13 protein-coding genes are annotated in these 16,273 nt (G+C 70.3%); 5 read left to right on the top strand and 8 right to left on the bottom strand.

What is annotated here, in order from left to right; all coding sequences use genetic code 11:
- Nucleotides 1–5 precede the first annotated feature (5 nt).
- A complete protein-coding gene (locus HD596_RS30050; protein WP_185072640.1) occupies nt 6–986 on the top strand; it encodes an FAD binding domain-containing protein in 981 nt (326 codons plus the stop codon).
- Nucleotides 983–3,178 (top strand): xanthine dehydrogenase family protein molybdopterin-binding subunit, encoded by a 2,196-nt coding sequence (locus HD596_RS30055; RefSeq protein ID WP_185072641.1) that lies wholly within the window; start codon nt 983–985, stop codon nt 3,176–3,178. The genes HD596_RS30050 and HD596_RS30055 overlap by 4 nt, the downstream gene beginning before the upstream one ends.
- Before the next feature lie 271 nt (nt 3,179–3,449).
- On the opposite strand, the gene HD596_RS30060 is transcribed toward HD596_RS30055, so the two are convergent.
- Together HD596_RS30060 and HD596_RS30065 are read right to left on the bottom strand one after the other, a co-directional pair.
- Nucleotides 3,450–5,297 carry a LamG-like jellyroll fold domain-containing protein gene (locus tag HD596_RS30060; RefSeq protein WP_185072642.1) on the bottom strand — a complete coding sequence of 616 codons (1,848 nt, stop codon included), beginning with the start codon at nt 5,295–5,297 and terminating at the stop codon, nt 3,450–3,452.
- A 233-nt stretch (nt 5,298–5,530) separates the two neighbouring features.
- Nucleotides 5,531–7,636, bottom strand: a complete 2,106-nt coding sequence (locus HD596_RS30065; protein ID WP_185072643.1) for a serine/threonine-protein kinase — start codon at nt 7,634–7,636, stop codon at nt 5,531–5,533.
- Between the two features lie 406 nt (nt 7,637–8,042).
- Between HD596_RS30065 and HD596_RS30070 the strand changes: the two genes are divergently transcribed.
- Entirely contained in the window at nt 8,043–8,195 is a 153-nt protein-coding gene (locus tag HD596_RS30070) for a hypothetical protein (RefSeq protein WP_185072644.1), read from the top strand.
- 556 nt (nt 8,196–8,751) lie between these two features.
- On the opposite strand, the gene HD596_RS64970 is transcribed toward HD596_RS30070, so the two are convergent.
- The 6 genes from HD596_RS64970 to HD596_RS30100 all read right to left on the bottom strand — a co-directional run bounded on the left by HD596_RS64970 (nt 8,752) and on the right by HD596_RS30100 (nt 14,081).
- Complete coding sequence (locus tag HD596_RS64970) at nt 8,752–9,588, bottom strand: NBR1-Ig-like domain-containing protein (RefSeq protein WP_221519586.1); 837 nt, start codon at nt 9,586–9,588, stop codon at nt 8,752–8,754.
- Between the two features lie 253 nt (nt 9,589–9,841).
- Nucleotides 9,842–10,318 carry a hypothetical protein gene (locus tag HD596_RS30080; protein ID WP_185072646.1) on the bottom strand — a complete coding sequence of 159 codons (477 nt, stop codon included), beginning with the start codon at nt 10,316–10,318 and terminating at the stop codon, nt 9,842–9,844.
- A 135-nt stretch (nt 10,319–10,453) separates the two neighbouring features.
- Nucleotides 10,454–10,984 (bottom strand): hypothetical protein, encoded by a 531-nt coding sequence (locus HD596_RS30085; protein WP_185072647.1) that lies wholly within the window; start codon nt 10,982–10,984, stop codon nt 10,454–10,456.
- Between the two features lie 780 nt (nt 10,985–11,764).
- A complete protein-coding gene (locus HD596_RS30090; protein WP_221520785.1) occupies nt 11,765–12,988 on the bottom strand; it encodes an ROK family protein in 1,224 nt (407 codons plus the stop codon).
- A 136-nt stretch (nt 12,989–13,124) separates the two neighbouring features.
- Nucleotides 13,125–13,382 (bottom strand): hypothetical protein, encoded by a 258-nt coding sequence (locus HD596_RS30095; protein WP_185072648.1) that lies wholly within the window; start codon nt 13,380–13,382, stop codon nt 13,125–13,127.
- 174 nt (nt 13,383–13,556) lie between these two features.
- Nucleotides 13,557–14,081 (bottom strand): NUDIX domain-containing protein, encoded by a 525-nt coding sequence (locus HD596_RS30100; protein ID WP_185072649.1) that lies wholly within the window; start codon nt 14,079–14,081, stop codon nt 13,557–13,559.
- Between the two features lie 491 nt (nt 14,082–14,572).
- Here HD596_RS30100 and HD596_RS30105 point away from each other — a divergent pair, with 491 nt between their 5' ends.
- Both HD596_RS30105 and HD596_RS30110 read left to right on the top strand, forming a co-directional pair.
- Nucleotides 14,573–15,826, top strand: coding sequence for an SGNH/GDSL hydrolase family protein (locus HD596_RS30105; protein WP_185072650.1), 1,254 nt, complete (start codon nt 14,573–14,575; stop codon nt 15,824–15,826).
- Nucleotides 15,827–15,943: 117 nt separating this feature from the next.
- A complete protein-coding gene (locus HD596_RS30110) occupies nt 15,944–16,246 on the top strand; it encodes a hypothetical protein (RefSeq protein WP_185072651.1) in 303 nt (100 codons plus the stop codon).
- The last annotated feature ends 27 nt before the right edge of the window (nt 16,247–16,273 follow it).

Below are 16,273 nucleotides of genomic sequence, written 5' to 3' on the forward strand. Positions count from 1 at the left end.
TCCGGATGCATCCCTTCTCCTACACCAAGGCCGCCGACATCGACGGCGCGCTCGACGGCGGCCGGCGGGGCGGCCGCTACATCGCCGGCGGCACCACCCTGGTCGACCTGATGCGCGAGAACGTCGAGCGGCCCGGCGAGCTGATCGACATCGGTGCCCTTCCGTTGCACGACATCACCGGCACCGCCGGTGGGGGCCTGCGCATCGGCGCGCTCGTGTCGATGGCCGCGGCCGCCGCCCACCCGAAGGTGCGCGCCGCCTTTCCCGTCGTGGCGCAGGCGCTGGAGCTGAGCGCCTCGCCCCAGCTGCGCAACATGGCCACCATCGGCGGCAACATCATGCAGCGCACCCGGTGCACCTACTTTCGCGACGTGACGGCCGCCTGTAACAAGCGCCGGCCCGGCTCGGGATGCGCGGCGCTGGACGGTTTCAACCGTAGCCACGCGATCCTCGGCGCCTCCGACCAGTGTGCGGCCACGCACCCCTCGGATGTCGCCGTCGCGTTCGCGGCGCTGGAGGCCGGCGTGCACCTGCTCGGCCCGGACGGGGAACGCAGCCTTCCCTTCGCCGACTTCCTGCTGCCGCCGGGCAGCACCCCGCACCAGGAACAGGCCCTGCGGCCGGGCGAGCTGATCACCGCTGTGGAGATCCCGGCCCATCCGCAACCGCTCAAGTCGGGGTACCTGAAGGTCCGCGACCGCCAGTCGTACGAGTTCGCCCTGACCTCGGCGGCCGTCGCGCTGCACGTCCGCGGCGGCGTGATCCGCGCGGCGAAGATCGCCGCCGGCGGCGTGGGCACCGTGCCGTGGAAGCTGCCCGCCGTCGAGCGGCACCTCATCGGCGAGCGCCCCTCGGAGTCCCTGTGGGCGGCCGCCGCCGAGCGGGCCGCCGACGGCGCCCGCCCGCTGCGGCACAACGGTTTCAAGACCGAACTGCTGAAGCGGACCGTGGCGCGTCAGCTGCGCATCGTAGGAGGTACGAAGTGAGCCCCCAGCCGCGAACCGCCGTGGGCGCGCCGCTGTCTCGGGTGGACGGCCGGCTGAAGGTCACGGGCAAGGCGCTGTACGCCGCCGAACACGACGTCGACGGCGTCGTCCACGCGGTCATCGTCGACAGCGCCATCGGCCGGGGACGGATCACCGGGATCGACACCCGCGCCGCCCTGGCCCACCCGGGCGTGCTGCGGGTGATCAGCCACCTCAACGCGCCGAAGCTGCCCTATCGCGACAACACCGCCTCGAACAACCCGCCCGGACGGCGGCTGCGGGTCTTCCAGGACGACCGGGTGCTCTTCTACGGTCAGCCGGTCGCCCTCGTGGTGGCCACCACCCTTCAGGCCGCGCAGCACGGGGCGAGCCTGGTCGAGGTCCGCTACGACGCCGAGCGGCCCTCGACCGATCTGCGCCAGGCCCAGGCCGACGAGCCGACCCGCTACGCGCGCGGCGATGCCGAGGCCGCACTGAGCTCCGCGGCCGTACGGATGGAGCTGACCTACCGGACGGCGCGCAACCATCACAACCCGATGGAGCCGCACGCCACCACCGCCCGCTGGAGCGGCCATCGGCTCACCGTGTGGGACAAGACCCAGTGGATCGTCGGCACGCAAACCGAGCTCGCCGCCGTGTTCGGCATCGCGACGCAGGCGGTACGGGTGATCTCCCCGTTCGTCGGCGGCGCCTTCGGCTCGGGGTTGCGTTGCTGGCCGCACGTGGTCATCGCCGCGATGGCCGCCCGCGTGCTGGCCCGTCCGGTCAAGCTGGTCCTGAGCCGCAGGCAGATGTACTTCGGCACCGGCTTCCGCCCGTCGTATGACTACCGGCTGCGGCTGGGCAGCGACCGGCAGGGGCGCCTGAGTGCCATGGCCCACGAGATGGAGGCCGAGACCTCCTCGTACGAGAAGTACACCGAGACCATCATGCCCGCGGGCCAGATGCTCTACAGCATGCCCAACGTGGCGCAGGCGTACCGGACGGTGCCGCTGCACGTGAACACGCCGCTGTACATGCGCGGCCCGGGCTTCGCGACGGCGTCCTTCGTCATCGAGTCGGCCATGGACGAACTCGCCCACGAACTCGGCCTCGACCCGATCGAACTGCGCAGGCGCAACGAACCGGCCCAGGACGAGTCGAGCGGGCTGCCGTTCTCCACCCGCCGGCTGCGCGAGTGCTACACCGTCGGCGCCCGCGAGTTCGGCTGGGACCGCCGCCGTTCGGAGCCGCGCTCCCGGCGCGAGGGCGACTGGCTGATCGGCATGGGCATGGCCACCGGCGTGTACGAAACCCAGCGCAACACCGCCCAGGCCCGGATCCGCCTGAACGCCGACGGCACCGCCCTGGTCGAGACGGCGGCCAGTGACATGGGGCCGGGCACGTACACCTCCCAGACCCAGGTCGCCGCCGACGCCCTCGGGCTGGCCATGCGCTCGGTGACCACCCGGATCGGTGACTCCCTCTACCCGCCGACCCCACCGCACGGCGGCTCGATGACCATGGCCAGCGTCGGCTCCGCCGTCCTGGACGGATGCAACCAGGTGCGGCAGCAGGCCATCAAGCTGGCCGTCGAAGACCGGCAGTCACCGCTGTACGGGGTGGCCGCCCAGGACGTCGTCGTGCGCGGCGGCCGGATGCAGGCGCAGAGCGACCCGGACCGCGGCGAGACGTACCAGCGGCTGCTGGCCCGCAACAACCGCCCCTACCTGGAGTCTCTCGGCTCGTTCACCCGGCCGTCGGGGCCGGAGCGGCACTCCTTCTACGCCTACAACGCCACCTTCGCCGAGGTCGCCGTCGATGCGGCACTGGGCCTGGTACGGGTGCGGCGCATGCTCGGCGTCTATGACGCCGGCCGCATCATCAGCCCCAAACTCGCCGTCAGCCAGGCGATCGGCGGCATCGTGGGCGGCATCGGCACCGCCCTGCTGGAACACACGGTCACCGACCACCGCGACGGCCGGATCGTCAACCCCAACCTGGCCGACTACCTCGTCCCCGTCAACGCCGACGTCCCCGACATCGAGGCGATCTACCTGGACGGCGAGGACCGCGAGGCCGACCCGCTCGGCGTGAAGGGGCTGGGCGAGGTGGTTCACATCGGCGTGGCGCCCGCGATCGCCAACGCGGTCTTCAACGCCACCGGCCGCCGGATCCGCGAACTGCCCATCACCGCCGAGGCGCTGCTCTGACCCGATCCGCGGAACGCACACAACCTGTCCGGCATGTCCGGCAGCCGGTCACGTCCGGCTGCCGGACCGCCAGAAGCCGCCGGGCGGCACGCCCTTGCCCACCTTCTGCCACGCTGATCATCTGCTGTGGAGATCCACTCATGCTGAACATCGCGGACACCTTGCACCGCTGGTGCCGCCGAGCGCGTGCCTCCACGGCAGGGCGACCCACCCGGCAAGACGCCGGGGCCGCGCGCGTTTCACCCCCATGGGCGTGCCGCGCGGATGGCCGTCACGCGAACGGCGTCAGGAACTCCCGTGGCTTGAGCGCGCGGCCGACGATTCGCACGTCGCCGATCCACCCGTAGTAGCCCTGCCCGTACGCCAGCGCGAACTGCGTGCCGCCGATGGCGAACGGCCGGCCAAGGGTCGAGATGCCCTTCGACGGCTGGGACGGGTTGCGGGCGATCCTCGACCCGTCCACGTACACCACCGTGCGGCGAGCGTCGTTGACCACTGCCACGTGCAGCCAGCGGCCCACCGGGAGGGCGTGGCTCCACGAGGTGGGGTCGGCGTCGCGGTCGGTGGGGTAGACGACGTACTGCAGGAACCGCTCGGGCGACAGGTTGAGGCTGCACGTGGGCTCGTCGGGCGACCAGCCGCTCGACTTGCCGGCGTCGCCGCTGCGGCCCTCCCAGCTCAGGATGCCCATCCAGGCGTGTTCGCCCTCGAACGGCTCAGGCAGCTTGACGAACGCCTCGATGGTGTAGCCGGACTCGAACTTCATGGCGTTGATGGGCGCGTTCGCCGCCGACCTGAGCACCGCCCCGCGGTCGGGGTTCTTGCCGCCGTCGAAGCGGAGGCTGGCGTGGGCGGGCTGGCCCTCGTGGTGCTCGGCCGACCACCTGAGCGTCTCGGGGGCGCTGGCGTGCAGCAGCTCCATGGTCAGGTCGTTGCCGCCGCCCGTCAGGTCCCGGGCGACGGCCCCGGCCGGGACGATCCCGCCGTCCGTGCCCGCCGCAGCCAGGCCCTCGGCGTCGAACCGCCAGTACGCCACCGTGCCCTTGGGCATCACCGCCTTGGCGGGCCTGGACGGGGGAGTCGGGCGCGGGGCGAACCCGGCGAAGCGCTCGTCGAAGTCGATCTCGATGCTGAAGCGGTCGACGGGTCCGGTCAGCTCCAGATGCTCGGCCTCCAGCGGGGTGCGCTCGTCCGGGTCGCGGGCCAGCAGCCAGGGCGACAGCGTCTCCACGTCAATTACGTTGCGGACGAGGTCGAAGGCGTAGAGGCGGATCATGCCCGCGCCGCCGTAGTAGCGGTCCTGGTAGTTGGCGATGTGCACGTGGACGTCGTGGCCGGCGTCGTTCTTCAGCACCGTACGGCCGGGCGGCCAGTAGTGGCCGTTGAGCGTCAGGAAGATCTGGTCGTTGCGCTTGATGAGGCCGTCCCACAGCCGCTGCCCGTACTGCGACAGCGCCGCCACGCCGTCGTCGCCCGCCCAGGCCAGGTCGTGCGTGGTGAGGATGGCGGGCAGGGTCCGGTTGGCGTCGATGACGCCCTGCGCCCACTGCAGGCCCATGTCGGAGATGCGCCAGTCGAGGGCGAGCACCAGCCACTTCCGGCCGCCCGCGTCGAGCACGTGGTAGCTGTTGTAGCCGTCGGGCGAGGCGCCCCGGAACGTCGACATCCGCGCGTACCTGGAGGGGCCGAACGCCTTGAGGTAGGCGGTGTCGCCGCGCTGGTCGTCGGTGCCTGAGTTCACGTCGTGGTTACCGGCCAGGACGCTGTAGGACAGGCGGCCGTCCAGCGACTTGAACGCGTCGGAGGCCAGGCCGAGCTCCTCCTCGGTGCCGTGTTCGGTGACGTCGCCGAGGTGTGTCATGAACGCGATGTTCCGGCTTTCGCGCTCGCCGGCGAGGAAGCGGAACGTCTGGCGCACGGGGGCGGGGTCGGAGCGGTCCTCGTCGAACAGGTACTGCGTGTCGGGGAGCACGCCGATGGTGAAACGCGGGTTCCCGCGGTCGAACCGGCCACCGCCGGTGGCCGCTTGCGCGGGGGCTGCGCCGATGAGGGTCCCGGCGGCGGGGGCGGCGATGGCCGCCTGCAGCAGGGCCCGGCGGCCGAGGGAGGGGTGAGGCATGCCAGCACCTTGATCGTCGCACGTGGCGCGGTGGTGCCCCGGGCGGTAACGCTCACCTTCCTCCGGGGAAACCTTTCATCCTGGCTTCGCGCGCCCGATTCCGGCCCCGTTCCGGCCACCCTCCCGACCCCAGCCGGCCGGGCACGGCGCGGCAGTTGTCCACAGCCGTCACGTCATCGTGCGACAGCAAGACGGCCACAGCCTCGCGTCCTGACGATTACACGACCGGTTGTCTAAGGGGAGGCCGGGCCGAGGCTCCATCCGGTGACGTTGCCCTTGACGTCGCCCGCCGCCAGCCAGGACTCCCCGTCGTCCTCGGCGATCACCACCGAGTAGACGCGCCCACCGGGAGACTTCAGCGGGTCGCCGAGTTGCTTGCCGCTGCGTAGGTCCCAGACGCGGATGGTCCCGTCGAATGAGCCGGAGGCGACGACCGCGCGGCCCTTCACCCTGCCCACCGCCAGGCAGGCGACCTCGGCGGTGTGGCCGGAGAACGAGGCCTGTTCCCGGCCGTTGCGCAGGTCCCAGACGCGGATCTTGCGGTCGAGGCCGCCGCTGATGCCCACCGGCGCGCCGTCCATCACGGTGGTCGCCACAGCGAAGACATCACCGCTGTGGCCCTGGAAGGTGGCGCCCAGGGCGCCGGTCTCCAGGCTCCACACCCGCGCGGTGTCGTCGGCCGACGCCGTCACCGCGAACGGGTGCCCGTCCATCGTGCCGGTCGCGACACCGAACACCGGGTCGCCGCCCGCCGCCTTGGGCTGGGGTCCGGAGTCCTTGCCCGTCTTCGGGTCCCACACGTGGATCTTTCCGGCCTCGTCGCCGCTGACCAGGACCGTCTTGCCCGACACCCGCGCCGGGGCGATCGCGTAGACCATTTTCTGGTGGCCTCTGTAGGTGGGGCCGAGCGGCTCGAGGCGCTCCGCGCCGGAGACGATGACGGCGCCGTTCCGCAGTCGCCTGAACGTGGCCGCCTGCCCGTCTACTTCACCCACGTCGATGGCAGCGTTTGTCTCCTCGCCGCCGGAGTTCTTCAGCTTGGCGAGTTCGCTGGGGCGCGTGCCGAACTTCCACACCTTGGCCACCCCCTTGGTGCTGCCGGCCAGCACCGCGCGCTGCCCGGTGTAGGTGCTTACCGCCAGGGTGTTCACCTCGTCGCCGAGGGTGACCTCTGCCACTTTCCTGCCGTACGGCCGGGCGGCGACGCTGGTCGTCGCCGACGGTATGTCCGTTGTGGCCAAGGGCGTGGGTGTTGATGGAGAGTCGCTCGCTCCCCACCGCAGGGCCAACACGATCACGCTCACGAGTACCGCCACGGAGGTGACCGAGCCCACCACCAGGAGCTTGGACCGCTTGCGGCGTGGGTCTGTGGTGGGGGCGGCGGGTGGCGTTCCGGGAGCGGATGTCCCGGCGAGCCCGGCGAAGGGCGGCCCTGCCGGCGGCATGCCGGTAGAAGGCGTCCAGGCGGGTGCCACTCCGGCCGGAGGAGCTTCCGCTGGTGGAACTGCGGCCGGGTCCCCATCGACGGGCTTGGTCACGATCTGGCCGTGACCGAGGAGGAGGTGCAGGACCTCGGCTGCCGTGGGACGTTCCGGCGGCGCCTTGGCCAAGCAGCGGGAGAGAAGGGCACGCAGGGGCTCGGGTACGCCGTCCAGATCCGGCTGAGCGTTGAGGATGCGGTACATCACTGCAGGCAGTGTGTCCTGGCCGAAGAACGGGCGCCCGGTCGCGGCGAAGCCCACGGTCACCGCCCAGCTGAACACGTCCGATGCGGGCTGCGCCGGCTCACCGTGGATCACCTCGGGAGCCATGTACGACGGGGTGCCCACCGAGCCGCCGGTGGCAGTCATGTCGATCGCGCGCGCGATGCCGAAATCGATCACCCGGGGGCCGTCGGAGCCCAACAGGACGTTCGACGGCTTGAAGTCGCGGTGGACGATCCCGGCCCGGTGGATGGCCGCCAGCGCGGTGGCCGTGCTGACCGCGATGCGATCGAGCGCGCCTCCGGACCTGGGCCCGTGCTCGCGGACGGAATCCTCCAGTGACGAGCCGTCGACGAACTCCGACACGATGTAGGGTCTGTCGCCGTCGACCGCCACGTCCAGCACGCGGGCTGTGCAGAACGCCGCCACCCGCATGGCCGCGTCCACCTCGCGTAAGAAACGCTCGCGCGCCTCGCTCCGCCTCGCCAGCCTGGCATGCAGGACCTTGATCGCCACCCGCTCGCCCGAGACACGCTCGGCCAAGTAGACCACGCCCTGCCCGCCCTCACCGAGGCCCCCAAGGATGCGGTAGTCACCCAGCTGGGTCGGCTCGCCAGCTTGCAGGGGGCGGAACATAATTTCCGACGATACACGTTAAGCAGATCAACGGCGATGCCGCACGTTCACGCACCGGGACGAGGTGCCTGCGCGGCGCACTCGGAGAACATCGACTTCTTCAGCGTCATCGCCGTGGACGTTGAGGCTGTGACTTCGACCGCTTGGTGGCACTGGTCACATCGGCGGCCTTCACCCAGTAGCCGGAGGTGGTCCCCAGTCGGCCGTTCGACGCGGAGCCCTGGTAGACACCAAGCGATGCGCCCTTGGCCCAGGCGCCGTTGTAGCTGGAGCCCGTGGCGGACTCGTAGCGCTGGGTGGCTCGCAACGTCTTGTAAGGACAGATGACAGCCGCGGCGGCGGCCTCAGCCGTGGTAGCGGCCTGGCCGGTGGCGACCCGGCGGCCGCCGAGTCGCTCGGGCTGGCCGTGGCCGCCACTGCGCACGGGCACGCGGGGCTGCTGCACCTGGGCGCGTTCGGCGCCGGCGAGCAGGCCGTGGACATGGCCGTGCGGTGCGCGGCCGACGCCACGCTCGCGCTGATCGCCGGCCGCGCCCGGCTGGGGGCCTCCACAGGCTGATCGCTCGATGTCCGCTCTCGGTCAGTAGCTCCCGGGAACCAGTAGTGCTTTGTTAGGTCTGTCGGTGGCTGTTGCGGCGTGACGGTTTCAGCCGATCCCTGGCTCGCCGGTGAGCGTCCTGGTCGGCCTTGCGGGGATGCATGCCTTGATCCCCCGTCGGCGCAGACGAGTCCGGTTGGCCTTGCTGGTGCAGGCCTTGTCGGCCAGGGCCCAGTCCGGGCGGCTCCTGCAGGTGGCCGTCCCGGCGGGCGCCGGCCGCGTGCTGGTACGCCCGGATGATGGTGGTGGAGTCCATGCTCACCATCCAGCCGATCTTCCCAGCGACGTCCGCTCACGCCTGCAAGGCCGCCAGGATCCGTGCCCAGATCCCCTCCCGCTTCAGAAGTCGTCGCGGGGCGTTCGACCTGCAGGGCGTGAGGCCTGATGCGGCGGACGTGCCGACGATCCGGCTGCACGACCTGTGCAACCGCGCTCCTCTCGCTCGGCTACAGCGAGAGATCAAAGCACAACGAAGATCATTCTGTGAGGACCCCTGAAGACACGCTTCGAGAGCTGATCAGCCGACGACCACGTCCAGAAAGATCGGCTTCTTGGCGGACAGCAACTGGGTCCCGGCCTCGTCGGTCATCTTCCAGTAGATCTTGCATCTGCCGGGGGAGTCCGATGCGCGGACGCGTACCGCGATGTCGACGGGCTCGCCCGGCTGGACCGGGCGTATCTCGACCCGTTTGGGGGCGCGGCACGGGGTGTCGTTCAGCCGGGTGAGATAGCGTCCCCGCCACGGGATGGTGCCGGTGTTCCTGATCCGCCAGATCTTCGTGAATTCCGTCCCCGTTTTCACCATCGTGCCGTCCGGATGGGTGACGTCCTGTTCGAAGGCGGAATCGTCATAGGGGGACGCGGCCCGCACCGGGGTGTCCGGCGCGGTGGGCTCGTCCTTTCCGGAGAGCGGGGCGAGCCAGGTGAAGAGGGCGGCACCGGCGGCGGCAGCGGCGGTCGCGGCCGCCGCGATCATGGCCGGCCTCCTGGCTAGGGTTCGGCGTTCGGGATGCTCCGCCATACGGACCCCTGTCTCGATGTGCCCGGTACGGGCCTCGGCCGGTCCGGCGCGGGTCTCGTCGGTGGTCTCGCTACGTGCGGCGGCGCTCGCGGCCCGCTCCCAGTGGGCTCGCCACTCGCGCCTGGCCTCCTCGGCGTCCTGCCGCAACCGGTCGACGGCGAGGACCCGGACGAACTCCCACGTCGTCTCCCAGGTCGGCAGCACCTGCCCCCGGGCGGCGGCTGCCAGCGAGGACTTGGAGGCCGCCGCGCCCATACGGGTCGACATCTCCGCGAAGGACGGGTCGCCTGCCTCCGCCTTGAGTTCCCACAGGCGGTACGCGAGGGCGGCCACCGGGCCCGCGGCCGGTTCAGGCCGGACCGGTTTCCGTCCGGGCCGCGCTACCCTGCCCGTCCACTGCGGTTCAGGCTCGTCTCCCTGCGAGCCTGCCGTCCCCGGTAATTCCGGCATCTGCACCTGCCCTGTCCGGCACCATCATCCGGCCGTGCCGACGACTCCGGCATGGCCTGTGACACCTGAGAGCAAATGAGATTACCTGAATTGTCCGAATAAGTCCGGAATTCTTCGGGTTAGCCGGACGCCCTGGTCATTCACCCGCGCATGCCCGGAATCCGTACCCCGCCGCGAAGGAGCGCAATGCCTTCTCATTCTCGTCCGGTTCCAAGGACTGTTCCACCGCCCTCTTCGCCTCGCCCTCCCTGCCCGCGCGCATCGCCGCCTCCGCGCGTCCGCTGAGTTCGCGCAGGCTCGCGGCCAGCGCCCTGGCGGGCACGAAGAACCTGTCCCGCACGCGCGGGACGTCAGCATCGGGCGGCGCGATCGTTTCTATCGCGGCGATGGTGCCGGTCATCGACTCCGACGCGCGGCGCAGCTCGTCCACCTCCTCGCGCAGGTTCGCAGGTGGCTCCTCGCGGAGATCCGACTGCCGGGACGCCTTCTCGCATACCGCGTCCACGGCGGCGATGTATTGCCTTTTGACGTCCTCGTACGGTTCCCCCTCCGCCACCGAGACCGTCGCCCACAGCACGAAGGCAAGGGCCGGCACGACCCCGCCGACGATCATGCGCCACGCCGGGACATGCCTTCTCTCACGCGACCTCATCCGCCGCTCACTCCTTCGGAAGAAAACGCCCTTGGCGCTCTCAAGAGCGCCAAGGGCCGAAGTCCGGCCGAGCTACGTCCCCGTCCCAGCTCGGGATCAACACCGGATCCGGCGCTCCTGCGACCGCTTGTACAGGGTGGCCACTTCGCTGCCGCGCAGGACAGAGTAGAGATGCACCTTCGTCTGGTTACGGTAGAGCTGGCTGCCGCCTGAGCACCTCCACGAAGGGGTCGTCGTCACGGTGAACGCCGCCCTTCCCTTCTTCACCTCCGAGGTGGCCTTCGTCCGCCAGAAACCGAGCCCGCGATACTGCTGGAGGCTCGTCTTGACCACGGCCCGGCGGCCCCACTCGCCCTTCTCGCAGTGGACCTGCCTGCTGGTCGTGATGTAGGCGCCGGTCCTGTACGGGGTCTTTATCCGCTGCCAGCCCTTGCAGCGGTCGTGGTACCCGATCCCCAGATAGGACTTCGCCGACCAGCCCGGCGCCAGGACGGCCGAGCTGTCCGAGCTGTCCGAGACGGCCGTGACGCCCAGCCCCGCCTGCGCCGACGCGGACGACCCCGCCATAAGCCCGGCCGTCAGCCCGACGACGAGCGTCGCTGCTGTAATCCCTTTTCGTCCGATCATCGGATCTCCTTTCAGAGAAATCCTCTGCACTTTCCGACTCGGGAGTCCCCGATCAACCGCGCACAGCGATTCAGCGGAATATCCGAACGCCTGCCACTGGCGCCGGGAACGGCATCACTCTGGCCGCCGCTGCCCGGCACCGGCAAGCGATCTGCCCCGTCCAATCGTCCAAACATTGTCCAGAGCTATTAGGACAATCGAATTCGCAGGTCAGGAACGTGCGACCGGGATCAACGTGCCATCGGAATCTTTCCCGGCTTCGCACGATCAGCCCGCCTCAGGGTGTCGCAGCAATTGCGGCACCCCAACAATTCGCAGGACGGCAAGGCGTCGGTTTGTCACCAGGAATCGATCGCAGGCAGTGGACACCAACGGGTGCGGACCGACCGGATCGGGACGGGGCGGCGACAACGCTGGTGCTGCGGCGTCAGGTCGTCTGGCCGAAGCCGGACTGGGCCGATCGAGCGATCCTGGCGGCGCCGGCACGGCTCTTGTCGCCCAGGCTGCGGGCGTATCGGCTGGTGACGCCGGCCATCCTGCCGGCCTGGCACCGCCGCCTGGTTCGACGCCGGTGGACATATCCGAGCCGGTTCGGCCCGCCCGAGGACGAGCAAGCAGGTCCGACCCCCGGGCACGAACGGCATCTGCGGTTGGCGATGATCGATTATGCCGATCACTCCAAGCCCCTGGACGGTTCGTCCACAGCGGCAGAGGCCCGGCGCCCGACCGTTATCGACGGCTACGACCTCGATTGTTTACGGCACGGCCGTCCTGATCCCATCAGCGCAGGGTGGCCAGTGTGTCGAGGGGGTTGTCCAGGAGGTTGGCGAAGGCGAGCTCGGCGGCACCGGCGAGCGTGGTGTCGTCGCCGAGGGCCGTCACGGCCAGGCGGACACGTTCGCGGGACACCGGCAGGACATGCGCGTCGATCCGGGCGCGGACGCGTGACGCGGCGCCCGGGTAGACATCGCGGAGCATCCCGCCGAAGACCACGAGCGCCGGGTTGAAGAGGTTGATGAGGTTGACGACGCCGACACCGAGCCAGTCGCCGACGCGGTCGAGGGCGTCCCGCGCGCGGGCGTCGCCGGTCCCGGCGAGGGCGACGACTGCCCGGATGCCGTCGCGTCCGACGAGTTCGCCGGACCGTCCCGCGTAGTCGAGCAGCGCCTCCTCTCCCACCTCGGCCTCCAGACAGCCGCGCGACCCGCACAGGCAGGGCCGCCCGTCGAACGGGTTGACCAGCATGTGCCCGAGTTCGCAGCCGTAGCCTCCGTCTCCGTCCAAGAGTTTGCCGCCGACGATGATCCCGCCGCCGACGCCGACGTCCCCGTGCAGGTAGATGAGGTTGTCGACGTCGCGTCCCGCGCCGCGTACGTGCTCGGCTATCGCACCCAGGTGCGCCTCGTTGCCGACCTCGACGGGAAGCCCGAGACCGAGGCCGGCGGCGAGTTCCGCGCCGAACGCCTGGTCCACCCAGCCGAGGTGCGGTCCGTACCGGACCGTGCCGTCGGCGCGCCTGATCAACCCGCAGTACGACGCGCCCACACCCACGCACAACGCGCCCGGACCGGCCCGGTCGACCAGTTCGCGGCCGAAGGTGGCGAGGACGCCCACGACGTCCTCCAGGTCGACCCCGGCGCGGGGCCGCACGGCCTCGCGGCGGTCGAGGACCTGGCCGCCGAGCCCGACACGGGCCGCGAGCAGCCGGTCCACGGCGACGTCGAACGCGAGCCCATACAGCGTTCCCTGCTCGGGCATGACGACGATGGACGGCCGCCCAGCGCGACCCCGGCCGATGGGGACGCCCTCGCGGACCAGCCCGGCGGCGGCGAGTTCGGCGGTCAGGTCCATGATGGTGCTGCGGTTGAGGCCCATCCGGCGGCCGAGCGCGGCTCGTGACACGGCCCCGTCCTTATGGACGCGCCGCAGCACCTCACTCAGGTTCCGCTGCCGCATCTGCTCCTGCGTCCGCGCACCCACCACCGATCCCGTCACCCCCGCCAGCCTAGGCCGGGTCGGTACTTGTGAACAGCAGGACAGCCATGAGCGCTCCCCACAGGCGTCCCGAGGCGAGAAGCTACATCTCAGGGAAGGACGCGATCAGCAAGATCAACTAATTGGACGAGAGCTCAGGGCTCGCTCACGCCGCCCAGAAAGGATGCTGCGCGAGCACACGGCAAAAGCCCGGCCCTGCAGGTGGAGAAGCCCGATGCCTGGCCGTGTCGTGGCCGGTTGAGAGACCGACCTGCGGTTCGTCGTCCCGGCCAAGATGATCAACGCCAGCGGCCGGCTCGAAGCCAGGCGACAGCGCGTACGAGTTGCTCTTCATGCTGAGCGGCGCCAACACCTCCTTGTCCATGTACGGGGCCAGCGCGAGGCCGCGCGTCTGCTCCACCATCGAAGCAGGCACCGGAGTAGTGGAACTCCACCGCCGGACGAGCTCGGTCTTCGGCAAGTTACCCGCGTCCGGGCCGTAGCCGGCGAAGCCGCAACAGCCGTTGGCAGGAGGCGTGGAGCCGCGGCCGATGGGCCTCCGGCGCGAACTCGCCCGTCGCGGAGTCACCCCGACCCCTCAATGACGGCTCCTCCAACGGGCCAGCCACGCCGCGTGCTGACGCATGCGGGTGAGGTCCTCAGGAAAGCAGCTCTCCCAGCCCTCATCCAAACGCATCCAGGCCACGGGCTGCCCGGGCTCCGCGACGAACGGAGTTGTCACATCGACAACCGCGGCATAAGACAGCCCGAGCGTGACAGATAACTTCGGGTGGTAAGAGCGAACCGCAACCGCTGCCGGCTCGTCCAGCAGTCCCACTCGAAGGCCGGTCTCCTCGAAGAGTTCCCGCGCCGCACCCTCACGCGGCGTCTCTCCGAACTCGACTTTCCCGCCTGGCGGAACCCAGCCTCGCCAAGGATGCTTCACCAACAGGACCTGGGCGAGACCCTTGTCAAAGACCCAGACCTCGGCCGCGAGCGGCTCCATCGGGCCTCGCCCAGCAACGGCCAGCCACTGGCGAGCCTCGTCGAACTCGGCCACAGCCCGGCCGGCGTCGATGACTGCCGCCTCGAGAACCCGCTTGCCGACCACGTTCCGCACCATCCGGCCAAGATACTGTGACGCACTGACATCGAAGCTCTCACGAGTATCCCGACCAGCAGGAAGAGGCCGCTCCTCCGTCAGCGCAGGCTCCCGCGGCCCGACGCCGACAGTGTGGGACCAGGCAGCGGCAGGATGAAGAGGTCGAAGGTGATCCCCCGCTGGCTGCGGAGGATGCGACCGGCTGCCTGATTGACGGCAGCAGTCGTCGTCTCGTCGCCGCGCCGGCGACGACACCCCAAGAGCCGCCAGGAGAGCGACCTCGCCGCGCAGGAGCCGCGCCGGCTGGATGAGTTCGCCGATCTGCTCGGAGGCGATCTCGTTCTGATCGGGACCGGTCATGCGTCGGAAGGCGCGGGGTCTGCACGGCAGGGACGGCCACCAGCAGCGCCGCCAGGTAGTGGACGATGACCGAACCGTTGACGCCGTTGGTACGGCATGTTGTGATCCACACATGCGCATTTCGTACTTATTTAGTAGGAAATGAGGTGGTTATGAGGTTTCTTCAGCGTGCCGCCGCCGCTGTCATGCTCCTGGTGAGCGCGGCGGCCATCCAGGTCGTACAGGGTGGACCGGCGCAGGCGGCTCTGCCCACCGCCGCCGTCGCGCTCGGCGACAGCTTCGTCAGCGGGGAGGGCGCGGGGGACTACCAGCCCGTCGTCGACGCCTCCGGTACGGCACAGGCCTTCCCCGGCTGGTCGGCGGCCAACAGCAACGCCTACTTCTGTCACCGGTCGGCGAACGCCTCGGTGTTCACGGCGTCGCTCCCGGGCATCCAGCAACGTTTCAACCTCGCCTGCTCCGGCGCCCAGCCCGCCGACATCGCCAACCCCGCAAGCGCCCGGCCCGAGGGCCGCGCCGTCGCCTCGCAACTCGATCAGCTGCGCGCCCTCGCCCAGACGCACGACATCGACGTCGTCCTCGTCGGCCTCGGCTCCAACAACACCCAGTTCACGTTCGGCGACGTGGCCACGCTGTGCGCCAACCGCTTCATCGCCGACGCCTGGACAGGCTGGTGGGAGTTCTGGGCCTATCTGAACGGCGAGGTGCCGCAGAGGCCCTGCACCGCTTCGGACCTGGCCACCGACACCGAGGTCGCCGCCGCCACCACCGAGACCACCGCGGCCCTGCGCCAGATCCTCGACACCCTCGCCCAGATCGACGCCGACGGCACCCACCAGGTGATCCTGCAGACCTACACCAACCCGCTGCCGCCCGACATCGCCCCGCAGTACCACGAGGAGGACGGCCGCACCGACACCCGCGACAAGTTCCGCGCCCTCGGCGCCGAGCGCTACGCCGCCGGGTGCCCGATCCACCGTGCGAGCCTCGCCCCTGGTCAGGTGTTCTCCCAGAACCTCGGCTCCCTGGTCAAGAACGCGTACGCCACGCTGGCAGCCGAACGCCCGGCGGCCGACCTGCGCGTACTGGACGTCCAGCGGGCTTTCGACGGGGCCAGGCTCTGCGAGAACCCCGACAGCCCGGCGGGCGCGCTCGCGACGCCGGTCCGGGTACAGGACGGGCCGTCCGGCACGTTCATCACCAGCCTGTCCGGCTGGGACAAGATCGGTATCCAGCGGGCGGCGAACACCTGCGTCACCTACTTCCAGACCTGCCAGGAGTCGTGGCACCCCAACGCAGCGGGCCACACGGTCCTCGGCCAGTGCCTGACCGGCGCCTTCGCCGCGGCGCCCCGCGCGATCGTCACGTGCGCCCGTAACCCGGACGGCACGCTCACCATCTCCTGACCTCTCCTGAGCTTCGCGTCAGGCTGTCTGGGCCGGACGCGTCGCGGGGCAGGCGATCGGTCCGGGCAGCGCGGCGGGGACGGCGCTGCCCGAGCTGCCGTCGGCGCAGGCGAGGGAGTGGGCCCAGAGCTGCGCGCGGTGTGCGTGCGTGAGGTCGTGCGGCGAGGCGAGCGCGGTGGGAACCGTGGTGGCCGCGTCACTGATCACGAGTACGCGAAGCTGCTGGCGTTCCGGGTCGCCCTGCGCCGTTTCCTGCGCTGGAGCGGCAAGGACCGGCGGGTCGTCCAACTGACGCTCACCGAGGCGGGCGAGCGCAAGCTCGCCCTGCTGAGCGCCACCCATCTGGAAGAGCTGCAGCGGTTGGTCCCCTTGGTCACCGCGTTCGCCGAACCCATGACCGCCACGACTCAGGCGCCGTGAAACCTGGCCCGATCGTCTCGCTCCCGC

The organism is Nonomuraea jabiensis (assembly GCF_014204795.1).
Classification (GTDB): domain Bacteria; phylum Actinomycetota; class Actinomycetes; order Streptosporangiales; family Streptosporangiaceae; genus Nonomuraea; species Nonomuraea jabiensis.